21 protein-coding genes are annotated in these 21215 nt (G+C 68.7%); 8 read left to right on the forward strand and 13 right to left on the reverse strand.

What is annotated here, in order from left to right; genetic code table 11:
• Positions 1–37: 37 nt before the first annotated feature.
• The gene (locus FL625_RS12730) at positions 38–697 is read right to left on the reverse strand and encodes a hypothetical protein (RefSeq protein WP_149589058.1); all 660 of its coding nucleotides are present in this window, start codon (positions 695–697) and stop codon (positions 38–40) included.
• A 128-nt stretch (positions 698–825) separates the two neighbouring features.
• Positions 826–2664, reverse strand: coding sequence for an ABCB family ABC transporter ATP-binding protein/permease (locus tag FL625_RS12735; protein WP_235019411.1), 1839 nt, complete (start codon positions 2662–2664; stop codon positions 826–828).
• 152 nt (positions 2665–2816) lie between these two features.
• Between FL625_RS12735 and FL625_RS12740 the strand changes: the two genes are divergently transcribed.
• Entirely contained in the window at positions 2817–3173 is a 357-nt protein-coding gene (locus tag FL625_RS12740) for an ArsR/SmtB family transcription factor (protein ID WP_149589060.1), read from the forward strand.
• On the opposite strand, the gene FL625_RS18395 is transcribed toward FL625_RS12740, so the two are convergent.
• Positions 3134–4603 carry a LysM peptidoglycan-binding domain-containing protein gene (locus tag FL625_RS18395; protein ID WP_235019407.1) on the reverse strand — a complete coding sequence of 490 codons (1470 nt, stop codon included), beginning with the start codon at positions 4601–4603 and terminating at the stop codon, positions 3134–3136. The genes FL625_RS12740 and FL625_RS18395 overlap by 40 nt on opposite strands.
• A gap of 94 nt (positions 4604–4697) precedes the next feature.
• Here FL625_RS18395 and FL625_RS12750 point away from each other — a divergent pair, with 94 nt between their 5' ends.
• Positions 4698–5249: an LOG family protein gene (locus tag FL625_RS12750; RefSeq protein ID WP_149589061.1), complete on the forward strand. Its 552-nt coding sequence runs from the start codon at positions 4698–4700 to the stop codon at positions 5247–5249.
• Between the two features lie 60 nt (positions 5250–5309).
• On the opposite strand, the gene FL625_RS12755 is transcribed toward FL625_RS12750, so the two are convergent.
• The 5 genes from FL625_RS12755 to FL625_RS12775 all read right to left on the reverse strand — a co-directional run bounded on the left by FL625_RS12755 (position 5310) and on the right by FL625_RS12775 (position 11158).
• Positions 5310–5912 (reverse strand): superoxide dismutase, encoded by a 603-nt coding sequence (locus FL625_RS12755; RefSeq protein WP_149589062.1) that lies wholly within the window; start codon positions 5910–5912, stop codon positions 5310–5312.
• A gap of 160 nt (positions 5913–6072) precedes the next feature.
• The gene (locus FL625_RS12760; RefSeq protein ID WP_149589063.1) at positions 6073–6618 is read right to left on the reverse strand and encodes a sarcosine oxidase subunit gamma; all 546 of its coding nucleotides are present in this window, start codon (positions 6616–6618) and stop codon (positions 6073–6075) included.
• Entirely contained in the window at positions 6611–9529 is a 2919-nt protein-coding gene (locus FL625_RS12765; protein ID WP_149589064.1) for a sarcosine oxidase subunit alpha family protein, read from the reverse strand. Before FL625_RS12765 ends, FL625_RS12760 begins: the two co-directional genes overlap by 8 nt.
• Positions 9526–9861 (reverse strand): sarcosine oxidase subunit delta, encoded by a 336-nt coding sequence (locus FL625_RS12770; protein WP_149589065.1) that lies wholly within the window; start codon positions 9859–9861, stop codon positions 9526–9528. Before FL625_RS12770 ends, FL625_RS12765 begins: the two co-directional genes overlap by 4 nt.
• Before the next feature lie 49 nt (positions 9862–9910).
• Positions 9911–11158, reverse strand: a complete 1248-nt coding sequence (locus FL625_RS12775; RefSeq protein WP_149589066.1) for a sarcosine oxidase subunit beta family protein — start codon at positions 11156–11158, stop codon at positions 9911–9913.
• 228 nt (positions 11159–11386) lie between these two features.
• On the opposite strand from FL625_RS12775, the gene ccmI reads away from it, so the two are divergent.
• Genes ccmI through FL625_RS12790 form a run of 3 tightly spaced genes read left to right on the forward strand, consistent with a single transcriptional unit; the run spans position 11387 to position 13322 of the window.
• Positions 11387–12619 (forward strand): c-type cytochrome biogenesis protein CcmI, encoded by a 1233-nt coding sequence (gene ccmI, locus FL625_RS12780; protein WP_160147778.1) that lies wholly within the window; start codon positions 11387–11389, stop codon positions 12617–12619.
• On the forward strand, positions 12616–13095 hold the full coding sequence (gene ruvX / locus FL625_RS12785; protein ID WP_149589068.1) for a Holliday junction resolvase RuvX: 480 nt from the start codon (positions 12616–12618) through the stop codon (positions 13093–13095). Before ccmI ends, ruvX begins: the two co-directional genes overlap by 4 nt.
• Complete coding sequence (locus tag FL625_RS12790) at positions 13092–13322, forward strand: DUF1289 domain-containing protein (protein WP_149589069.1); 231 nt, start codon at positions 13092–13094, stop codon at positions 13320–13322. Before ruvX ends, FL625_RS12790 begins: the two co-directional genes overlap by 4 nt.
• 83 nt (positions 13323–13405) lie before the next feature.
• On the opposite strand, the gene FL625_RS12795 is transcribed toward FL625_RS12790, so the two are convergent.
• Both FL625_RS12795 and FL625_RS12800 read right to left on the reverse strand, forming a co-directional pair.
• Positions 13406–14158, reverse strand: coding sequence for a hypothetical protein (locus FL625_RS12795; RefSeq protein ID WP_149589070.1), 753 nt, complete (start codon positions 14156–14158; stop codon positions 13406–13408).
• Positions 14152–14970: a sulfite exporter TauE/SafE family protein gene (locus FL625_RS12800; protein WP_149589071.1), complete on the reverse strand. Its 819-nt coding sequence runs from the start codon at positions 14968–14970 to the stop codon at positions 14152–14154. Before FL625_RS12800 ends, FL625_RS12795 begins: the two co-directional genes overlap by 7 nt.
• A gap of 167 nt (positions 14971–15137) precedes the next feature.
• On the opposite strand from FL625_RS12800, the gene FL625_RS12805 reads away from it, so the two are divergent.
• On the forward strand, positions 15138–16331 hold the full coding sequence (locus tag FL625_RS12805; protein ID WP_149589072.1) for a multidrug effflux MFS transporter: 1194 nt from the start codon (positions 15138–15140) through the stop codon (positions 16329–16331).
• On the opposite strand, the gene dusA is transcribed toward FL625_RS12805, so the two are convergent.
• Positions 16313–17314 carry a tRNA dihydrouridine(20/20a) synthase DusA gene (gene dusA / locus FL625_RS12810; protein WP_149589073.1) on the reverse strand — a complete coding sequence of 334 codons (1002 nt, stop codon included), beginning with the start codon at positions 17312–17314 and terminating at the stop codon, positions 16313–16315. The genes FL625_RS12805 and dusA overlap by 19 nt on opposite strands.
• A 517-nt stretch (positions 17315–17831) precedes the next feature.
• Here dusA and FL625_RS18585 point away from each other — a divergent pair.
• On the forward strand, positions 17832–18095 hold the full coding sequence (locus tag FL625_RS18585; RefSeq protein ID WP_354001254.1) for an ATP-binding cassette domain-containing protein: 264 nt from the start codon (positions 17832–17834) through the stop codon (positions 18093–18095).
• A gap of 18 nt (positions 18096–18113) precedes the next feature.
• On the forward strand, positions 18114–18431 hold the full coding sequence (locus FL625_RS18590; protein ID WP_354001255.1) for an ATP-binding cassette domain-containing protein: 318 nt from the start codon (positions 18114–18116) through the stop codon (positions 18429–18431).
• A gap of 493 nt (positions 18432–18924) precedes the next feature.
• Here FL625_RS18590 and FL625_RS12820 read toward each other — a convergent pair whose 3' ends face one another.
• Both FL625_RS12820 and FL625_RS12825 read right to left on the reverse strand, forming a co-directional pair.
• The gene (locus tag FL625_RS12820) at positions 18925–20319 is read right to left on the reverse strand and encodes an aspartate aminotransferase family protein (RefSeq protein ID WP_149589074.1); all 1395 of its coding nucleotides are present in this window, start codon (positions 20317–20319) and stop codon (positions 18925–18927) included.
• 233 nt (positions 20320–20552) lie between these two features.
• Complete coding sequence (locus FL625_RS12825; protein ID WP_149589075.1) at positions 20553–21209, reverse strand: GntR family transcriptional regulator; 657 nt, start codon at positions 21207–21209, stop codon at positions 20553–20555.
• Positions 21210–21215 lie beyond the last annotated feature (6 nt).

The raw sequence follows: 21215 nt of genomic DNA on the forward strand, positions 1-21215 counted from the left end.
AAAGGACCTTTTGCTTGCGTCTGCGTCCATCTGCATCTCAACCGCCGTTGGCCGGCTCGGGCAGCGTGCCGCCAAGCGCCGTGATCACCTGCCCCACGCGCGCCCGCAACGCGGCCGAGGCCTCCTGGTCCTGCATGAGGGTGCCCAGCGCGGCGATGGCCGCGTCCGGCTTGCCCTCCTCGATGAGAAGGTAGGCCAGCTGCTCGGCCGCCAGCGTGCGGTAAGGGCGCCCGGCGACGGCGATGCCGTCGAGCGCGGCGCGGCGGTCGGCCAGGCTCAGGTCGGCCCCGCCCACGAGGACCCGGCGCAGGACCGCGAGGTCGCGGTAGGCCGGCGACAGCGCGGCATTGTTCGCGACCGACTCGAGCGCGGCCAGCGTGGCGGCCTTGTCCTCGGCCGGATCGGAGCCGAGGATCAGGTTCAGGATCGCGACCTGTTCGCCCGTCGCCGGAACCGAGGCCAGCGCCTCGCGCCGCTCCTCGGGCGTGCCATGGTCAAGCGCGTCGATGAGCGCGTCGCCGAAAGCCTCGGCGCGCGCGGCATCGCGGGATTTCTGCCATTCGGTCCAGGCCGTGCCGCCGACAAGGGCCAGGATCACCACCACGCCGATCCAGCCGTATTTGCGGAACAGCCCGAACAGCCGATCCCGGCGCACCTCTTCGGTGACTTCCTCGATGAAGCTGTCGGGATTGCTCAACGCCGTGCCTCGCTTGTCGTTTGCCCCGTCTTACAGGCAAAGCCCGCGCGTTGCCAAGCCCCGCCCGGCCATTGCGGGCCAGATGCGGCCGCAGCCCACCGTCCCCGAGATCGCCGCGCGGCGCCGGGTCAGGAGCCGGCAACCGCCCGGATCGCCGGTGCCATCCCCTCGGAGGGGCCGGCTTCGGCTTCGTCGGTCTCGATCTCGCCTTCCATGACCTGACGCTGCCACATCGCGGCATAGGTGCCGTCGGCCGCAAGCAGTTCGTCATGCGTGCCGCGTTCGATCACCCGGCCCTCGTCCAGCACGAGGATCTGGTCGGCGTCGGCGATGGTCGAAAGCCGGTGCGCGATGGTGATGACGCTGCGCCCCTGCCCCATCTCGGCCAGGCTTTCCTCGATCGACCGTTCGGTCTGGGTGTCGAGCGCCGAGGTTGCCTCGTCGAGGATCAGGATCGGCGGGTTCTTCAGGAGCGTGCGGGCGATGCCCACGCGCTGCTTTTCGCCGCCCGAAAGCTTCAGCCCGCGCTCGCCCACCCTGGTGTCGTAGCCCTCCGGCAGGCGCGAGACGAAATCGTGGATCTTCGCGGCCTTCGCGGCGGCGATGATCTCGTCCTCGGTCGCGTCGGCCCGGCCATAGGCGATGTTGTAGCGGATGGTGTCGTTGAACAGGACGGTATCCTGCGGGACGACCCCGATCTGGGCATGGAGCGAGGTCTGCGTCACGTCGCGGATGTCCTGCCCGTCGATCCGCACCGCGCCCGAGGTCACATCGTAGAAGCGGAACAGAAGCCGCCCGATGGTGGACTTGCCGCTGCCGGAATGGCCGACGAGCGCCAGTTTCTGCCCCGGTTTGAGGGTGAAGGAGACGCCCTTCAGGATCTCGCGCGAAGGCTCGTAGCCGAAATGCACGTCGTCGAACACGATCTCTCCCGCCGTTACGCGCAGGGGTTTGGCATCCGGCGCATCCACGATCTCGGCCGGCTGGCCCAGCAGCCCGAACATCTCGCCCATGTCCACCAGCGCCTGGCGGATTTCGCGATAGACGGTGCCGAGGAAGTTCAGCGGCATGGTGATCTGGATCATGTAGGCGTTGACCATGACGAAATCGCCCACGGTCAGGGTGCCGGCGCGCACGCCCAGCGCGCTCATCGCCATGACGATCACGAGGCCGGTGGTGATGAGAAAGCTTTGCCCGACGTTCAGGAACGAAAGCGACAGGCCGGTCTTGACGGCGGCGGCCTCATACTGGCGCATGGCGCTGTCGTAACGCTCGGCCTCGCGCGCTTCGGCGTTGAAATACTTGACGGTTTCAAAGTTCAGCAGGCTGTCGATCGCCTTCTGGTTGGCGTCGGTGTCCTGGTCGTTCATTTCGCGCCGGAGCTTCACGCGCCATTCGGTGACGGTGAAGGTGAACCAGACGTAAAGCGCGATGGTCACGACGACGACGGCGGCATATTGCCAGCCGAAGACCATGGCAAAGATGACCGAGACCAGGGTCAGTTCCAGGATCAGCGGCCCGATGGACAGAAGCATGAAGCGCAACAGGAAATCGACGCCCTTCACCCCGCGTTCGATGATCCGCGACAGGCCGCCGGTCTTGCGGGTGATGTGATAGCGCAAGGAGAGGCGGTGGATATGGGTGAAGGTCTCGATCGCCAGCCGCCGGATTGCCCGCTGGCCGACGCGGACGAAGACCGCGTCGCGCAGCTCGCCGAAGGCGACCGCACCGAGCCGCGCCAGGCCATAGGCCACGACCAGCCCCACCGCACCGAACCCCATGAGCGCACGCGGGTCCGACCCGGCCTCGTTCGACAGGCTGTCTACCGCCAGCTTGTAGATGTAGGGCGTGACCACCGAGACCAGCTTGGCCAGGAGGAGGAACGTCATGGCCAGCACGACACGCCGCTTCACCCAGGCCTGACCTGCGGGCCAGAGATAGGGCGCCACGCGGCGGATGGTGGTCATTGCCGAGGCGCGGGGCGTGCCGGCATCGGCGGAAGTCGCGGTCGAGGTGGTGCGGCGCATCGTCTTTCCTGGCGGCCCGGTCCCGGCAGGAACGTTGCGCGCGGGTCAGGCTTGGGCTATGGTCATTTCAAGGATCGTTGAATAGTTGAGCCATGGACCGAAGTAAAGCCCTCGCCGCCCTGTCGGCCCTGGCGCACGAGACGCGGCTGGACCTGATCCGGCTGCTCACGCCCAGGGGTGCGGCGGGCATGGCCGCCGGCCAGATCGCCGAGGCGCTGGGGATGCCGGCGCCGCGCCTGTCGTTCCACCTTTCGGCGCTGGAGCAGGCCGGGCTGCTGAAATCGCGCAAGGTGGCGCGGAACGTCTTTTACAGCGTCGATCCGCGCGGCATCGGGCAGACGATCTCCTATGTGCTGAACGACTGCTGTTCGGACCATCCCGAGGTGCTGGCCGCCTGCGTGCACCGGCGTCAGGGGGCCGATGCCGTTTCGGGCACCGCGAACACCTGACCGGGATAGATCAGGTCCGGATCCTTGATCTTGTCGCGGTTGGCCTCGAACACCTGGACGTAGAGCACGCCGTCCCCATAGCGTTCCTGCGCGATGCCCCAGAGGGTGAAACCGGGCTGGACGGTCACCGTGACCGGCGCGGGCGCCGCTGCCGGCGCATCCGCGAGGGCTACGGCGGGCGCTTCGGGGGCGGCGGGTTCGGCAGGGATCGCGGACGCCGCCGTCGCTTGAGGGGCGGTGGCTTCGGTCTGGGCGGCTGACTCGGGCGGCGCGGCGGCGGCAACCTCGACCGGTGCGGCGGGGGTCGTGGCATCGGTGGCAGCCCCGGGGACCGGCGGCGCGGCGCTGGCCGTGTCCTCTACCGGCTGTGCGGCAGGCTCGGCGGCCACTGCGGCCTGGCCTCCGGCGACAGCGGCCAGCTCTGCCAGCGTCTCGCGCTTGAACGGGGTCTCGAAACGAGAGGTGACCTTGCCCGCGCCGTCCAGCTGATCGACCCGCAGGGTGTAGACCCCCGGCGGCGTGTCGGGCAGCGTTGTCAGCCACTTGCCCGAGGCCGGCACGGGCAGGGTCAGCTTCTCGGCATTGTCGAGATAGAGCCGCAGCATCGCGCCCCCTGCCCCGCGCCCGCCGACCTGGACCTCGCCATCCGGCGTGTAGGAGATCGTGTCGATCATCACCGAGGCCGTCTGGCCGGCCACCGGCTCGGGCGCGGCGGGATCCTGAAGGACGACCGCGCCTTCGTCGGACAGGAGGAGCGCCGGAGGAGCGGCGGGCTCCGCTGCGGCGGCGACCTGATCGTCCGCGGGCGCAGCCGCCTCGGCAACCGCCGAGGGCGGCCCCTCGATCGGACCGAGGGCGACCATCTGCTCCGAGGCGACCGGCGCCTGACCCGGCAGGGTCATCGACAGCCACATCAGGCTGGGATCGGGGTTCGGCGGCAGGGTGAAGAGCAGCGCGAAGTCGCCGGACGCGGTCGCCGTGCCGCTGGCCACGGCCTCTCCGGCCACGACGACCTCGACCGTGGCTCCCGGTTCGGCGCTGCCCGAGACGACCGCATCCCCGTTGGCCGCGACGCGCCAGGTGTCGATCACCGGCGGCTGCACGGGGGGTGCGGGGACCTGAGCTGCGGGAGCAGCCTCGGGCTGCGGAACAGAGGCCGTCGCGGCCGTGGGGTCAGGTGCGGGCTGCGGGTCGGCGGCTTGCGCCGGGGCGGCCGCGGGCTCTGTAGCGGATCCCGTCGTAGTCGCCGCGTCGGTCGCCGGGGCATCGGCAGGCTGAGGGGAAGACCCGGAGGGTTCGGTCGCGGCCACTTCCTCGGGCAGGGGCCGGGTCAGTTGCCAGGCGATGTATCCGATGCCGGACACCGACACGCCCCCCAGAAGGAGGATGGCAATGCGCGTTCCCCGGTCCAAGGCCCCGAATGCCGACATTCCCGTTTCCCCCTGCGCGGTTTCGCCGCTTTGGTTTCTTGTCATCAGGAATCTCTATATGACGCGGCAAAGCAACCCCTTTTCAGGCTGGCCCATGTCCCTTCGTTCCGTCTGCGTCTTCTGCGGCTCGCGTCCCGGCAGCAACCCCGCCCATGCCGAGGCTGCCCGCGCCACCGGGGAAATGCTGGCGCGCAATGGCTGGCGGCTGGTGTTCGGGGCGGGCGATGTCGGGCTGATGGGGGCGGTCGCCGCAGCCGCAACGGCGGCCGGGGCCGAGACGCTGGGCGTCATCCCGATCCACCTCATGGGCCGCGAGCGCGCCAGCCGCGACCGGCGGCGACTGATCGTCACCGAGGACATGCACGAGCGCAAGAAGGTGATGTTCATGAACTCGGACGCCGTGGTGGTGTTGCCGGGCGGCGCAGGGTCGCTGGACGAGTTCTTCGAGGTGCTGACCTGGGCCCAGATCGGGCTGCACCGCAAGCCGATCCTGCTGCTGGACGTGGGGGGCTACTGGCAGCCGCTGGTCGCGCTCCTCGACCATGTGATCGCCGAGGGCTTTGCGGATGCCACGCTGAAGGGTCACTTCCGCCCCGTGCCGGATGTCCCCGCGCTGGAGGCGGCGCTGGCCGAGGCATTGGGCTAGAACGCAAGCGGCCCGCGAGGGGGACACCCCGCGGGCCGCAGCCATGGAGTCTGGCAGGCTTTACAGGGCGGCGGCGACGGCTTCCCAGTTCACCAGCTTCTCCAGGAAGTTGGTCAGGTAGGCGGGGCGCTTGTTGCGGAAGTCGATGTAGTAGGAATGTTCCCACACGTCGCAGCCCAGAAGCGCGGTCTGGCCGAAGCAGAGCGGGTTCACCCCGTTCTCGGTCTTGGTGACCTTCAGGCTGCCGTCCTTGTCCTTGACCAGCCAGCACCAGCCCGAACCGAACTGGCCCGCGCCGGCGGCGGCGAAATCGTCCTTGAACTTCTGCACCGAGCCGAAGGCCTCGGTCAGCGCCTTTTCCAGGTTGCCCGGCATCTTCTTGTTCTCGCCCGGGGCCATCCAGGTCCAGAACATGTTGTGGTTCCAGTGCTGCGAGGCGTTGTTGAAGATGCCGTTCTGCGCCACCGCGCCGGCCTGGTAGGTGCCGCGGATGATGTCTTCGAGGCTCTTGTTCTCCCACTCGGTGCCGGCGATCAGCTTGTTGCCGTTGTCCACATAGGCCTTGTGGTGCAGGTCGTGGTGGTATTCCAGCGTCTCCTTCGACATGCCGAGGGAGGCCAGAGCGTCATGCGCGTAGGGGAGATCGGGAAGGGTGAAGGCCATCGGCTTGCTCCTGTTGGGGTGATGCTTGGCAGGAATAAGAGGGTTCGCGGCCGGAAGGTCAAGGGCAACCGGCCGGGATCAACGCGGCCGGGCCGGGTCGGGTTCCACGGCGTGGCGGTGCGGCCGGGGCCATCGTCCCGGCCAGAGGCGCCTGGGGCGGCTAGAGCTCGCTGCCGGGCTGGGCCGAATGGGTCAGAAGGCCCATGACGTAACTTGCGACCGACCGGAAGCAGACCAGCGTAAAGCCCTGATCCTGCTGCCAGATCGCCGCCGCGACCTGGGCCGCGCGGCTGCGGCGCAACTCGCCCGGTTCCAGCCGGTCGAAATCCACCGGCATCAGCTTGCGCAGGACCTGGTCGGCCTTGTCGCCCTCGATGCGGAAGACCGCGCGCGCGTCCGAGACATCGACGGCCAGGTGATGTTCCCCCGCCAGCGCCTTGGCGAGTTTTGCCATCGCCTCGCCGACCTCGGCATAGGGCAGCATCAGCAGATATTCGTCGGGGCTCATCCAGCCGCAGGCATGGTCGCCCCTGATCTCGATCCGGCGCGGCGCGGGAACCTTCGTCCCCGTCACCGCCTTTATCGCCTTGTCCAGCGATTTCAGCCCCCTGGCGCGCAGGGTTATCATGCCCAGGGGGCCGATTTCCCGGATGGTGGCAAAGCCCTGGAAGCTGGCGCCGTTCAGCGCGGAAACCGGGTCAGACATTCTGCTTCTCCCCATCCTTGTCGTAGAACACGGTGTCGCGCACCCGCGCCTTCACCGTGCCGCCGGCGACGGTGTTGAACTCCACCACTTCGCCCATCCGCTGCGGCCCGTGCTTCAGCAGACCCATGGCGATGCCGCGCTTCAGCGTCGGCGAATAGTAGGTCGAGGTCACGCGGCCCTGAGTGTTGCGCTGGCCGTTGGCGTTGACGCCCTCGGCGACGATGTAGCTGCCGTCCGGAATGACGGAGCCGTCCAGCGTCTCGAAGCCGACGAGCTTCCAGCGGTCGGGGCTGGCGAGATAGGTCCGTTCCTGCCCGCGCTTGCCCAGGTAGTCGGCCTTCTTCTTCGAGATCGCCCAGTCGAGGCCGAGGTCCTGCGGAATGACGGTGCCGTCGGTCTCGTCACCGATCATGATGAAGCCCTTCTCGGCCCGCATGATATGGAGGCATTCGGTGCCGTAGGGCATCGCGCCGAGGGCCTTCCCGGCCTCCATGCAGGCCTCCCAGAAGGCCGCGCCATGGCTGGCAGGGACGGCGATTTCATAGGACAGTTCGCCCGAGAAGCTGATCCGGTAAACCCGGACCGGGAAGCCGGCCAGCTTGCCGTCCGCCCATTGCATGAAGGGCAGCGCCTCCTTGGAGACATCCATGCCGCCAAGGACTTGCAGGAGTTTCCTCGCGTTGGGCCCCACCACGGCGACCTGGGCATATTGCTCGGTGACATTGGCGGTATAGACCTGCCAGTCCCACCATTCGCATTGCAGCCAGTCCTCCATCCAGGCGTGGATGCGGTCGGCCCCGCCGGAGGTGGTGTGGCAGAGCCAGGTGTCCTCGTCGATCCGGGCGACCACGCCGTCGTCGATCAGGAAGCCCTGTTCGTTGCACATCAACCCGTAGCGGCACTTGCCGACGGGCAGCGTGGACATCACGCCGGTGTAGAGCATGTCGAGGAACTTCCCGGCATCCGGGCCCTTGACGATGATCTTGCCGAGCGTGGAGGCGTCCAGGAGGCCGAGGTTGGTCCGCGTGTTCAGGACCTCGCGGTGGACGGCCTGTTCATGCGTCTCGCCGGCGCGCGGGAAGCAGTAGGGGCGGCGCCAGAGGCCGACGGGTTCGAAATAGGCCCCGGCCTTCTCGTGCGCCGCGTGCATGGGCGTGCGGCGCAGCGGCTGGAAGATCTCGCCCCGAGCCTCGCCGGCCAGCGCGCCGATGGTGACGGGGGTGTAGGGCGGGCGGAAGGTGGTGGTGCCGACCTGCGGAATCTCTTCACCCAGAGACTCAGCAAGCACGGCGAGACCGTTGATATTGCTCAGTTTTCCCTGATCCGTTGCCATGCCCAGCGTGGTATAGCGCTTGGTGTGTTCGACCGAGACATAGCCCTCGCGGCTGGCGAGCTGCACGTCCGAAACCTTCACGTCGTTCTGGTAGTCGAGCCACATCTTGTTGCGCAACTGGACCGGCGCACCCTGCGGCATGACCCAGACCGGCGGGATCGCCGCCGGCTTGCCCGACAGGTCGAGATCGCCCGCCGCCGCACCGACGCATTCGACCATGGCGCTGCCGTCATGGTTCAGCGGCGGGCGCTTCGGGTCGGGGACAAAGGCCGAGATCGTCTCGTCCCAGAGCAGCTTGCCGCCGCAGTGGCTCCACAGATGCACCACGGGCGACCAGCCGCCCGACATGGCGACGGCCTCGCAGGCGATCTCTTCCTGCACCGTGCCCTCGCCCGCCTGGGCGCAGACGGCGACGCCGGTGACGCGCTTCCCGCCCTTGACCTTGGCGATGGCCTTGCCGGTCAGCACGCGGATCCCGGCGGCGCGGGCGGCCTGCGGCAGGGCGCCGTCGGCGGTCTCGCGCGCATCGAGGATGGCGGGCACGTCCAGCCCCGCCGCCTTCAGCGCCAGCGCGGTCTGATAGGCCGAGTCGTTGTTGGTGACGACGACCGTGCGGTCGCCCGGCGAGACGGCATAGTTCACCACATAGTCGCGCACCGCCGAGGCGAGCATGACGCCGGGAATGTCGTTGCCGGCAAAGGACAAGGGCCGCTCGATGGCCCCGGTCGCGGCGATGATCCGCCCCGCGCGGATCCGCCAGAGGCGGTGCTTCGGGCGCCCGTCGCCGGGGGTGTGGTCGGCCACGCGCTCGTCGGCCAGGACATAGCCGTGGTCATAGACCCCGAAGCCGCAGGTGCGGGTGCGCAGGGTCACGTTGTCGCGCGCGAGGAGGTCGGCCTCCATCGCCGACAGCCAGGCCTCGACCGGCTGGCCGTCCACCTCGGTCTGGTCCACCGGGGCGCGGCCGCCGATCACCGGGGCCTGTTCCAGAAGGATCACGCGCTGGCCCTTGTCGGCGGCGGCCTTCGCGGCCTTCAGGCCCGCGACCCCCGCCCCCACGACCAGCAGGTCGCAGAAGACATATGCCTGTTCATAGCGGTCGGCGTCCGGTTGCGTCGGCGCCTTGCCGAGACCGGCGGAGCGGCGGATGACCGGCTCGAAGACGTGTTTCCAGAACGGACGCGGGTGGATGAAGGTCTTGTAGTAGAACCCCGCCGGCAGGAAGCGCGCGGCGTAGTTGTTCACCACGCCCACGTCGAAGTCGAGGCTGGGCCAGTGGTTCTGCGAGGTGCATTCCAGCCCGTCGAAGAGCTCGGTTGTGGTGGTGCGTTGGTTCGGTTCCAGCCGGGCGCCGGTGCCGAGGTTCACGAGCGCATTCGGCTCTTCCGGCCCCGAGGCGACGATGCCGCGGGGACGATGATACTTGAAGCTGCGGCCCACGAGCATCTGGTCGTTGGCCAGAAGTCCCGCGGCCAGCGTATCGCCCCGGAAACCCCGGAAACGCTTGCCATTGAAGGTGAATTCGACGGGCGCGGTCCGGTCGATCAGCCGGCCGCCCCTGGCGAGGCGCGTGCTCATTTCGTGTCCTTCCAGTCAGGCCGCCAGTCGGGACGGCGGGCCTGGATCTTCGCGATAATGTCGGCGGGCGGTTCGGAGACCTGCGCAGGGTAGGTCCCGAACACCTCGAGCGTGGCGGTGCAGCGCGCGGCGAGGAACCACTTGCCGCAGCCGTAGGTGTGACGCCAGCGTTCGAAATGCACGCCCTTGGGGTTCTTGCGAGCGAACATGTAGGCCTCGAACTCCTCGGGAGTGGAGCCGGGGCCGAAGCGCTTCAGATGCGCCTCGTAGCCGGGGGAAAGCTCGGTCTCTTCGGCCTTCACGCCGCAGTAGGGACATTCGAGGATCAGCATGCTGCGTCTCCGTTGCGGGATGCTTTCGGGGTCGGGCGCGGGGCGGGCATCAGTGCGCCACCCCGGCCGCGACGGATTCGTCGATGAACTGGCCTTCCTTGAAGCGCCACATGTTGAACTCGGCCGCCAGGGGGCCGGGTTCGCCCTTGGCCATGAGTTCCGCCATCGCCCAGCCCGAGCCGGGGATTGCCTTGAACCCGCCGGTGCCCCAGCCGCAGTTGATGAAGCAGTTGCCCAGCGGCGTCTTCGAGATGATGGGCGAGCGGTCGCCGGTCATGTCCACGATGCCGCCCCACTGGCGCAGCATCTTGAGCCGGCTGATGATCGGGAAGGTTTCCACCAGGGCGCGAAGCGTCTCCTCGATGTGGTGGAAGCTGCCGCGTTGGGTGTAGTTGTTGAACCCGTCGGTGCCGCCGCCGATCACCATCTCGCCCTTGTCGGATTGCGACATGTAGCCGTGGACGGTGTTGGCCATGACGACCACGTCCATGCAGGGCTTGATCGGCTCGGAGACCAGCGCCTGAAGCGCCACCGCCTCGATCGGCAGACGGAAGCCCGCCATCTCGGCCAACTGGCCGGAATGGCCGGCGACGACCAGCCCCAGCTTCTTGCAACCGATGAAGCCCTTCGTGGTCTCGACCCCGGTCACCTGGCCGTTTTCGGACCGGACGCCCTTGACCTCGCAGTTCTGGATGATGTGCATGCCCATGGCCGAACAGGCGCGCGCATAGCCCCAGGCGACGGCATCGTGCCGCCCGGTGCCGCCGCGCGGCTGCCAGAGAGCCCCGAGGACCGGATAGCGGGGGCCGTCGATGTTCAGGATCGGGCAGAGCTCCTTCACCCGTTGCGGCGTGATGAATTCGGTCGCCACCCCTTGCAGGGCATTGGCATGGGCGGTGCGCTGGTAGCCGCGCACCTCGTGATGGGTCTGGGCCAGCATCATCACGCCGCGGGGGCTGAACATCACGTTGTAGTTCAGCTCCTGGCTGAGCGTCTCGTAGAGGCTGCGAGACTTCTCGTAGATCGCGGCCGAGGAGTCCTGAAGATAGTTCGACCGGATGATCGTGGTGTTGCGTCCGGTGTTGCCGCCGCCGAGCCAGCCCTTCTCGATCACCGCGACATTGGTGATGCCGTGGTTCTTGCCCAGGTAGTAGGCGGTCGCAAGGCCGTGCCCCCCTGCCCCCACGATGATCGCGTCGTAGGACGCCCTGGGCTCTGGCGAGGCCCAGGCGCGTTCCCAACCCAGGTGGTAGCGGGCTGCCTCGCGGGCAATGGCAAAGACCGAGTAGCGCTTCATCGTGGCCTCTTGAAGGACGGGGTCGCCAGACAGGAGTCGGCTGCCATGTCTTGGATGAGTTGCGGAGTGCAGCCAAATCCGCCTGCGGCGCAATCGGGAAAATTGCGACATGACGTGCAGCCGGCAGCGGGCCAGCCGGCAAGAATGGTGCCGTGCGGCCGAATGCCCCTTTCTTGGCCGTCCTTAAACGACTATGTCCGACGCGACAGGCAGGGGGCACAACAGGCGATGACGGGCTGGATGTTCTGGACGGTGGCTACCGGTCTTGCGGCCCTGGTCGCGGCGGTGCTGCTGGCGGCCCTGCGCAAGGCACCGGCGTCCGATGCTGGCCCTGATGCCGACCTGTCGGTTTACCGCGACCAGTTCGCCGAGATCGAACGCGATCTTGCGCGCGGCACCATCGGCCCCGACGAGGCCGCGCGGCTGCGCGCCGAGGTCGGCAAGCGGCTGCTGGATGCGGACCGCAAACGGGGCGCAACCGGCGCCCCGGAGGCGGCAGAGGGCAAGGCTGCCGTCCGGTCGCGGGCCGGTGTTCCGGCGGCGGTTCCGGCGCTGATCGCTGCCGTGATGCTGCCGGGGGCGCTTGCGACCTACTGGTGGCTGGGCGCGCCGGGCTATCCCGACATGGCGCTGAAGCCGCGGCTGGCGGCTCTGGACGAGGGCATCGCCAACCGTCCCTCGCAGGAGGCGGAGCTTGCCGCCACGGGCCGGTCGCGCGACGCGACCAAGGATCAGGCGCTGGCGGCCGAACTGGCCGGGATCACCGATCCCGAGACCTTGCGCGGACGCTTCCGGCAGGCCTTCGAGTCGGGGGACCTTCAGACGGCCGTCCGGGTGCAGGAGCGGCTGATCGCCGTGCTGGGCGAACAGGCCGGATCGAACGACCACGCCAACCTCGCGCTGGCCCTGGTGGCCGAGGCAGGCGGCTATGTCTCGCCCGAGGCCGAGGCCGCGCTGCGTGCGAGCCTTCAGGCCGACATGACGAACGAGCTGGCGCGCTATCTGGTGGGCGAGATGTTCGTGCAGGGCGGCCGCTTCGACCAGGCCTTCCGCTTCTGGCGCCCGCTGGCCGAGCAGGGCAATCCCGAGGCGCCCTGGACCGCCTCGATACGCGAGCGGATCGCCTCGGTCGCGGAACTGGCCGGCATCCGCTATGCCCTGCCGGGCGCGGCCGGCGGGATGCGCGGCCCCTCGGCGGCGGACATGGCGGCGGCGGGCGAGATGTCGGCCGAGGACCGCCAGGCGATGATCGAGGGCATGGTGGCGCAGCTGTCCGACCGGCTGGCGACCGAGGGCGGGACGGTCGAGGAATGGAACCGGCTGATCCGTTCGCTGGCGGTGCTGGAGCGGCTGGAGGAGGCGCAGACGATCTACGACGAGGCCAAGGCGAAATTCGAGGGCCGGCCGGCGGAGCTGTCCTTCCTGCGTCAGGCGGCGGTGGAAACCGGGTTGACCCCGTGATCTGCGCCTCGGTGGAAGAGTTCGCCGCCGCCCTGCCGCCGAACCGGGCGATCGCCGGGCTGGACCTCGGCACCCATACCATCGGAGTCGCGCTGTCGGACCTTCGGCGGCAGGTGGCGACGCCGGTCGAGGTGATCCGGCGCGAGAAGTTCACGCTTGATGCCGGAAAGCTGCTGGCGCTGCTGGCGGCGCGCGAGGCGGCGGGAATCGTTCTGGGGTTGCCGCTGAACATGGACGGCAGCGCGGGCCCCCGGGTGCAGTCCACCCAGGCCTTCGCGCGCAACCTGGAGAAGCTCACCGCGCTGCCGATCTGCTATTGGGACGAGCGTCTGTCCACCGTTGCGGCAGAAAGGGCACTGCTGGAGGCGGATACGTCGCGAAAGCGTCGGAAAGAGGTGATCGACCAGGTGGCGGCGGGCTATATCCTGCAAGGCGCGCTGGACCGTATGGCGCATTTGGGGCGGAGTGAGCCGTGAAGGACGATGTCTGGAAGCGCGACGAGATCGCCTCGCCTTGCGTCAAGCTGTGCGTCGTCCACCCCGAAGAGCGGATCTGCGTCGGCTGCTACCGCACCATCGACGAGATCAGCCAGTGGTCGCGCCTGACCCACGAGGAGCGCGCGGCGGTGATGGCCGAATTGCCGGGCCGCGCGCCGCGCTTGCAGAAGCGGCGCGGCGGGCGGATGGCCCGGATGGAGCGCTAGTCGGGCCTCCTGCTGCCTGACCGGCCGCGACCGGGGGCGCTTCGCCCCCCGGACCCCCAGAGAGTATTTCGCAAAAGGGCAAGTCAGGCTGCGGTCAGCCAGTCCCGGACGCTGGCGAGCTGCGGGCGGAAATAGGCGATCATCCGGCCTTCGGGCGGGGCCGTGTCCTCTGGCCTCCAGGGCGCCACTCCGTGCAGGGTCAGGCGGTGGAGCAGGGTCGCCTCGCCCGGCCGGGCGGGCAGTTCGACCCGGCGGCAGGAAGCGAAGACCTGGCGGCGGGCGGCCTGGTAGGCCGCGGTGATGTCGATCTCGCCCCAGATGTCCGGCGGGTGCGGCGCCAGCGCCTGTCGCAGCGCGGCGCGGAGGAGGTCGTGGCTGCCCTCCCAGACGGTGAGCGGAGAAGCGGCGGTGTCGTTCAGCGGCAGGCCGAGGATCCAGGCATGGGGCTCCTTGACCATCCGGGCGCGGGTCGGGCCGATGGGCAGGAGACCGTCGAGATGCGCGGCGTCCCGGTCGCGGCGGAAGGCGAAGGCGGTCGGCGTTTCCTCGGGCGAGGGTCGGGGATAGCCGGGGCGGATCACCGACAGCTGGGCCCGGTGCAGGGGTTCGGGGGCAAGCGGCAGGACCGACCAGGGGAAGGGCGTGCCGCCGATCGCGCCGTCGGGTCCGTTCGGCAGGGCATCGACACCGACGAACCAGGTGCCGCCGCAGCGCCAGGGTTCCTCCGTGGCGGCGAGCGTGTCGAGGGCAGCCGCGCGGGCGGCGGCGGCCCAGGCGGCGATGGCCGGGTCGGGGCCGATCCTGCACCAGCCGCGCGCGGCCGCCGCGTCTACCATCCCAGGACCTTGCGCAGCATGTTGAGCGCGACCAGCGTCAGGAAGATCGCGAAGGCGCGCTTCAGGGGCTTGGGGTTCATCGCATGGGCAAGCCGCACGCCCAGCGGCGTGGTCAGGAGCGTGGTGCCGATGACGACGAGGAAGGCGGGGAGGTTGACCGCTCCGATGGTCCAGGGCGGCGCCTCGGCCACGGGCAGGAGGAGGAAGCCCAGCACCGAGGGCACGGCGATCAGCACGCCGAAGCCCGAGGCGGTGGCGACCGCCCGGTGGATCGGCAGGCCGTAAAGCGTCATCAGCGGCACGCCGAAGGTGCCGCCGCCGATCCCCATCATCGCCGAGAAGAAGCCGACCGAGCCGGCCAGGGTGCTCCGCAGCGGCTCACCGGGCATGCGGTCGCCCAGACGCCAGTGGTCGCGCCCGAAGGCCATCCAGAGCCCGGCAAGCCCCGCCAGCGCCCCGAACACGGCCTGCAGCGTCGTCGAGGAGACCTTGCCCGCGACATAGGTGCCGATGGCGGCCGAGATCACCAGAGCCGGCCCCCAGGTCTTCAGCACCTCCCAGTCCACCGCGCCCTTCCTGTTGTGCGAGGAGACCGAGCGCAGCGAGGTGACGACAATGGTCGCCATCGAGGTCGCGACGCAAACCTGCATCAGCTGCCCCCCGCCATAGCCGAGATGGCCGAAGGCGTAGAAAAAGGCCGGCACCAGGACGATCCCGCCGCCGACGCCGAGAAGGCCGCCGATCACCCCGGCGAAGGCGCCGATCACGACCAGGGCGGCGATCATCGGCAGGAGAAGCGAAAGGTCGGGCATGGGTCACCTTGCATCCGGTTCCCCGACATAGCCCGGAGCGGCAGGCTCTGCCAGTGGTCACCGGCACGGGGCGGTCTGCCCCTGCACCCCATCGACCGCCGCAGATGTGCTCTGGTGCCGGAAGATACCATCTGGTATGCAGCGCGCCTGCCCAAGGAGAATCCCCGATGCCACGCCCCGTGTCCCTGACCCTGATGTCGGTCATCCTCGGCCTCGTGGCCGCCGTCGGCCCCTTTGCCATCGACATGTATCTGCCCGCGATGCCCGAGATCGGGCGCGACCTGGCGGTGGACCAGCAGGCGGTGCAGTGGACCATCGTCGGCTATTTCGTCACCTTCGGCCTCGCGCAGCTGGTCTATGGGCCCTGGGCCGATCAGGCGGGGCGGAAGCCGCCGCTCTATGCCGGACTCGCGCTGTTCATCGCTGGCACGGTCATGTGCGCGGTTGCGCCCTCGATCGGCTGGCTGATCGCCGGGCGGATGGTGCAGGGCCTTGGCGGGGCGGCGAACATGGTGGTGCTGCGCGCGGTGATCCGCGACCTGGCCACCGGCCCGAAGGCGACACGGATGATGTCCACCATCATGATCGTGATCGCGGTCTCGCCCCTGCTCGCCCCGTTGTCCGGGGCGGGACTGCTGGCCCTGGGAGACTGGCGGCTGATCTTCTGGGCGCTGCTGGCTGCGGCCTGTCTGAGCTTTTTCCTGATCCACTTCGCTGTCCCGGAGACCTTGACGGACGCCAACCGGCAGCACTTCGACCTTGCGGCCTTCCGGTCGGGAACGCGGCTCCTGCTTGCCGACCGGGGCTTCATGGTGATGACCTTCCTGGCGGGCTTTGCCTTCGCCAGCTTCTTCGTCTTCATCGCCAGCGCCGCCTTCGTCTACCGGCAGGAGTTCGGCCTGACCCCCACCCAGTTCTCGCTGGCCTTCGCAGTGAACGCCATCGGCTTCTTCGCCGCCTCGCAGTTCGCCTCGACCCTGGCGCAGCGGCTGGGCACGCTGCGGATGATCGCCGGGGCGACGGTCGGCTTTGCGCTGGCTACCTTCGCGGGCTTCGGCCTGGCGCTGGCAGGGCTGGCGAGCCTGCCCGCGACGATGACCACGCTGTTCGTGGGCAACATCTTCCTGGGCGTGATCCTGCCCACGGCTCAAGTGCAGGCGCTGGAGGACCACGGCGACATCGCGGGGCTCGCCTCGTCACTGGGGGGCACGATGCAGATGGTGGCGGCGGGCGTCCTCGTCGCTGCGGCGGGGCCCTTCCTTGACGGCACCGTCCTGCCGATGCTGGCGGCGATCGCGGCCTGCGGGCTGATCGCTCTGGTCCTGTCGCGGCTGATCCCGCGTCAGGCGGCCCTGGCCTGAACCTCGGCGAGGGCGGCGTCCAGCACCTCGAGCCCCGCTCCGTCGCGGCTGGCGCGTTCGGACAGGATGCGCCGCCACCCCCGCGCGCCGGGCCGGCCGGTGAAGAGCCCCAGCATGTGCCGGGTGACCTGGTGCAGCCGGCCGCCCGCGGCGAGGTGGTCGGCGATATAGGGCCGCATCGCCGCGACCACCGCGACCGGATCAGGGGCGAAGTCCTCGCCCCACAGCGCATCGGCCCCGATCAGCACCGAGGCCGGGTCGTGATAGGCCGCCCGGCCGATCATCACCCCGTCGAGCCCCCGCGCAAGCAGCGCCCGCACCTGGTCCAGCGAGGTGATGCCGCCGTTGATGCAGATGGTCAGTTCGGGGAAGCGCTGCTTCATCCGCACCACGAGGTCGTGGTCCAGAGGCGGGATCTCGCGGTTTTCCTTCGGCGACAGGCCCTGAAGCCAGGCCTTGCGGGCATGGACGATGACATGCCGCACCCCTGCCCCGGCGATGGTCTCGATGAAATGGGGCAGGACGGTCTCGGGGTCCTGTTCGTCCACCCCGATCCGGCATTTCACCGTGACCGGCGCATCGGTTTCCCCCTGCATCGCGCGGACGCAGTCGGCCACCAGCGCCGGACGCTCCATCAGCACCGCGCCGAAGCAGCCCGACTGCACCCGGTCCGAGGGGCAGCCGCAGTTGAGGTTCACCTCGTCATAGCCCCAGTTCCGCGCGATCCGGGTCGCCTCGGCCAGCTCGCTCGGATCCGAACCGCCGAGTTGCAGGGCTACGGGATGTTCGATCGGGGAATAGTCCAGAAGCCGACCCTTCGGGCCATGGATGATGGCAGGGGCCGTCACCATCTCGGTGTAAAGCATCGCCCGCCGGGTCATGTGGCGGTGAAAGACGCGGCAATGCCGGTCCGTCCAGTCCATCATGGGGGCGACGGAGAGGCGGTGGGGGCCAAGCTGCAAGGAGGTCCCCCGGTCCGGCATTTCTTTGTCAGCGACCCCCATGCGTCGTTCGTCCTTGAAACGCCTTGTCCCCGCCCGGTTCGTGACGGTTTCCCAAGCCGCGGACCTCACAAGAGGACGAGGGGCTGTGGGCACCCTACCCTGGCGCAAGCGCACCGATGGTTGCATCGCATACATGGCAGAGTTCGTCCTGTGCAAGGTCGGATATCGGCACAGGGATGACGGCACAAGGCTTCGGAGACATTCGACCCGGAGGCCGCAGCACGACTGGCCTGCCCCCCGGGGCTTCCCTCGCCACTGGCCTGCTGCCGGTTTCGTGGACAGGGAGACAAGAACGTGACCAGGGATCCGGAAATCGGACGTGACGAGATAAGAGTTCAGCAGTGAGTTCAAGCTCGCGGCCGTCGTGCTGGGGACGAACCGGGGCGTAGCCATTGCGAGGGCCGTCCGTGACCCGGATGTTGCCGAGACTGCGCTGCGACGTCGGATGCGGGAGCCGATCGCGACACCGGCAACGGCCTGTCCCGGGAACGGGCGGATGCGGGCAGATCCGGCCGGGATTCAAGAGTGCAGCGCCGAAGAAAGCTGTTGTGCGGCTGCGTGCGGAGCGTGGCCTTCTAGGGCCGAGCGGCGTCGGGCAGACCAATGGCTGGACCGGATGCAGATCAGCAAATTCGCCGAGCGCTCCTTCGGCCAGTTGTCCGGCGGCCAGAGGCAGCGCATGGCACTGGCGCGGTCGCTGCTGGTAGAGCCCGAGATCCTGTTGCTGGACGAACCTCTGTCGGCGCTTGATGCAGCATAGAAGGTGCGGATGCAGTCCGTGCCCGAGACCCTGCAGCGCGAGACCGGGATCAGCTTCGTCTGTGTCACGCACGGCCGCTCCCGGGCGTTCCCGATGGCCGACCGCGCGGTGATCATGCGCCGTGGTGCGACCGGACAGATCGGTAGGCCGCCGGAAATCTACCGCACACCCGGCACGCGGTTTGTGGCCGAGTTCATGGGGTCGTCGAACGTCTTCCAGGAAAAGCTGGTGCAGGGCGACGGCGGCCGGGCTGCGCTCGACACGCTGCTGGGCCGGTTCGAAACCGGAGCCAGCCAGGACAGTCGCCCAGGAAATCAGGGGCCGGAAAGGCCATGACGAGCTCTCCGATCTGCCGCTGGAAATCGGGCGCAAGCTCTTTGCCGACCGGGAACCGGAAGACGGGCATGTCATCGCCGCAGCCCGCTCCCGACATTCCTGCCGCATCGGTCCGCGGCGCCGGGGCAGGCGTTCACCTCGACCGAGTTCGTCACCGTGCTGACCGCCCGCGGCATCAGGGTCGGCATGGATGGCAAGGCCGCGGGGCGCGACATTGACATCGCCGCCCGCCTCTGGCGCATGAAGCAATCCGACGCGCTCTGTTTGCGGGCCCTTGCAGGCGCCTGCGAGGCCCGGACGGGGACGGGCCGGGTTCCGATCTCCGAAGTTGCCCGCCATCAACGTGACGGGAAGACTCCTCATCCGGGCTGCAGCCACCGGCCGATGCCCCAGGCCATACCGGCATGGCAGGAGCGGAAAGCCGAGTGGAAAGCGCCCGGACCCCGTTACGGACCGGCAGGACCGCCCGTCCATGGGGCCCGGCAGGATGCCCTCAGGCCTCGGCCCAGAGACCCTCGTCCTTGACGATCCGGTAGGCTTCGTCGAGGGATTTCTTTGCGCGCTCGATCAGCACGTCGATCTCCTCGGGCTTGATCACCAGCGGCGGGGCGATGATCATCCGGTCGCCCACGTGGCGCATGATCAGGTTGTTGGCAAAGCAGCGCTCGCGGGTCTTGTAACCCACGGTTCCGGCCTCGCTGGCGAACTTCGCCCGCTTCGCCTTGTTCGGGGTCAGCGCGATGGAACCCATGAGGCCCACCAGCTTGGCCTCGCCCACCATCGGATGGTCGGTCAGCGCCTCCCAGCGTTCTTTCAGGTAAGGATGCGCCACGTCGCGGACATGTTCGACGATCTTCTCGTCCTGCATGATCCGCAGGTTCTCCAGCGCCACGGCGCAGGCGACCGGGTGGCCGCTGTAGGTGTAGCCGTGGAAGAACTCCCCTGCCCCACCAACCACATTCGCCACCTCGTCGCAGACGATGCTGCCCCCGATCGGCGCATAGCCCGAGGACAGGCCCTTGGCGATGGTCATGATATGCGGCTTGATGTCGAAGGTCTGGGACCCGAACCAGTTGCCGGTCCGCCCGAAGCCGGTGATGACCTCGTCGGCGATCAAGAGGATCCCGTACTTGTCGCAGATGCGCTGGATTTCGGGCCAGTAGGTCCTGGGCGGCACGATCACGCCGCCCGCGCCCTGGATCGGCTCGCCGATGAAGGCGGCCACGTTGTCGGGTCCGACCTCGAGGATCTTCTTCTCCAGTTCCTGCGCACGGGCCAGGCCGAACTCGTCCTCGGTCATGTCCCCGCCCTCGCCCCACCAGTAGGGCTGGTCGATATGCTCGATCCCGTCGATCTTGCCGCCGTGGGCGTGGATCGGCTTCATGCCCCCAAGGCTGCCACCGCCCATGGTCGAGCCATGATAGCCGTTCCACCGCGCGATGATGGTCTTGCGCCAGGGCTTGCCCATCACGTCCCAGTAGCGGCGCACGAGGCGGATGTTGGTGTCATTCGCTTCCGACCCCGAGCCCGCGAAGAAGACGTGGTTCAGGTCACCCGGGGCCAGCTTCGCGATCTCGGCCGCCAGCGCGATGGCGGGAACATGCGTCGTCTGGAAGAAGGTGTTGTAATAGGCCAGCTCCTCCATCTGCCGCGCCGCGACCTGGGCCAGTTCCTTGCGCCCGTAGCCGATGTTCACGCACCAGAGCCCCGCCATGCCGTCGATGATCTTGTGGCCCTCGCTGTCGGTGAGCCAGACGCCCTCGCCCCGGGTGATGACCCGCGCGCCCTTGGCCGCCAGCCCCGCCTTGTCGGTGAAGGGATGGAAATGGTGCGCTGCATCCAGCCGCTGCAACTCGGCCGTGGGCATGTGGTTGGTGATCATGTTCATGGGCAGACCTCGCGGGAATCGGCAGGGCCGAATGCCCCGTCTTGCCCACAGGATATGATCAAACACGCTGGCGTTCAAGAAATTTGATCAAATTACCTCCCAGCCCGCTCTCTTGCCCTTTTCCCAAATACTCTCGGGGGTTTGGGGGTGAAACCCCCATCGCCCGAGGAGGAGGGCGCAAGCCCCGACGACGAGACAGAAGCCTCGCGCGTCAGCGCTCAATTCGACAGCCGTCAATGCCCCTCGACCAGCGCCTGCCGGACGTGATCCACGCCCTGCTGGATGTCTTCCCGGATGGCCCGCGCCAGCGCCCCCGCATCCCCCGCCCGCATCGCCGCCAGCGCCTCGCGGTGCAGGTCCGGTGCCGCCTCGCGGCCGTATCGATCGATCACCGCCCGCAGGCTCGGCCCGGCCCGCAGCCACAGGGACCGCGCGAGGTCCAGCAGGACCGGGGCCTCCGCCGCCTCGTAGAGCGCGAAGTGGAAGGCATGGTTCGCCGCCAGGTAATCCGGCAGCTTGCCTGCCTCGATGGCCCGGTTCACCGCCCCGTCGATCGCCTCCAGCCGGTCGATCTGAGCCGCCCTCAGCTTCGGGGCCGCCAGTTCCGCCAGCTTCGGCTCGATCGCCAGCCGCGCAAAGGCCACCTGCTCCAGAAGGTCCGCCGAGAGTTCCGGCACCGCGACCCGCCGGTTGCCCTGCGGCAGCAGCGCGCCCTCGGCCGTGAGCCGCCGGATCGCCTCGCGCACCGGGGTCATGCCGGCGCCGAGATCCGCAATCAGCCCCTGGATCGTCACCGGGGCGCCCGGCGCCAGATGCCCGAACAGGATCATGTCGCGCAGCCGCGCATAGGTGACCTCGTGGCTCGGGATCTTGCGGGTGTCGGCGTCCATCGGGGC

It is taken from the genome of Tabrizicola flagellatus (assembly GCF_008271465.1).
GTDB classification, from domain to species: Bacteria; Pseudomonadota; Alphaproteobacteria; order Rhodobacterales; family Rhodobacteraceae; genus Tabrizicola; species Tabrizicola flagellata.

What these genes read in the sequence shown, in the direction of transcription:
- FL625_RS12760 (WP_149589063.1), bottom strand. Translation starts at nt 6,618, where the DNA reads ATGTCTGACCCGGTTTCCGCGCTGAACGGCGCCAGCTTCCAGGGCTTT.
- FL625_RS12800 (WP_149589071.1), bottom strand. Translation starts at nt 14,970, where the DNA reads ATGCCCGACCTTTCGCTTCTCCTGCCGATGATCGCCGCCCTGGTCGTG.
- FL625_RS12740 (WP_149589060.1), top strand. Translation starts at nt 2,817, where the DNA reads ATGGACCGAAGTAAAGCCCTCGCCGCCCTGTCGGCCCTGGCGCACGAG.
- FL625_RS12775 (WP_149589066.1), bottom strand. Translation starts at nt 11,158, where the DNA reads ATGAAGCGCTACTCGGTCTTTGCCATTGCCCGCGAGGCAGCCCGCTAC.
- FL625_RS12805 (WP_149589072.1), top strand. Translation starts at nt 15,138, where the DNA reads ATGCCACGCCCCGTGTCCCTGACCCTGATGTCGGTCATCCTCGGCCTC.
- FL625_RS12750 (WP_149589061.1), top strand. Translation starts at nt 4,698, where the DNA reads ATGTCCCTTCGTTCCGTCTGCGTCTTCTGCGGCTCGCGTCCCGGCAGC.
- FL625_RS12825 (WP_149589075.1), bottom strand. Translation starts at nt 21,209, where the DNA reads ATGGACGCCGACACCCGCAAGATCCCGAGCCACGAGGTCACCTATGCG.
- FL625_RS12820 (WP_149589074.1), bottom strand. Translation starts at nt 20,319, where the DNA reads ATGAACATGATCACCAACCACATGCCCACGGCCGAGTTGCAGCGGCTG.
- FL625_RS12770 (WP_149589065.1), bottom strand. Translation starts at nt 9,861, where the DNA reads ATGCTGATCCTCGAATGTCCCTACTGCGGCGTGAAGGCCGAAGAGACC.
- FL625_RS12795 (WP_149589070.1), bottom strand. Translation starts at nt 14,158, where the DNA reads ATGGTAGACGCGGCGGCCGCGCGCGGCTGGTGCAGGATCGGCCCCGAC.
- FL625_RS12765 (WP_149589064.1), bottom strand. Translation starts at nt 9,529, where the DNA reads ATGAGCACGCGCCTCGCCAGGGGCGGCCGGCTGATCGACCGGACCGCG.
- dusA (WP_149589073.1), bottom strand. Translation starts at nt 17,314, where the DNA reads ATGCCGGACCGGGGGACCTCCTTGCAGCTTGGCCCCCACCGCCTCTCC.
- FL625_RS12755 (WP_149589062.1), bottom strand. Translation starts at nt 5,912, where the DNA reads ATGGCCTTCACCCTTCCCGATCTCCCCTACGCGCATGACGCTCTGGCC.
- FL625_RS18395 (WP_235019407.1), bottom strand. Translation starts at nt 4,603, where the DNA reads ATGTCGGCATTCGGGGCCTTGGACCGGGGAACGCGCATTGCCATCCTC.
- ccmI (WP_160147778.1), top strand. Translation starts at nt 11,387, where the DNA reads ATGACGGGCTGGATGTTCTGGACGGTGGCTACCGGTCTTGCGGCCCTG.
- FL625_RS12735 (WP_235019411.1), bottom strand. Translation starts at nt 2,664, where the DNA reads ATGACCACCATCCGCCGCGTGGCGCCCTATCTCTGGCCCGCAGGTCAG.
- FL625_RS18585 (WP_354001254.1), top strand. Translation starts at nt 17,832, where the DNA reads ATGCGGGCAGATCCGGCCGGGATTCAAGAGTGCAGCGCCGAAGAAAGC.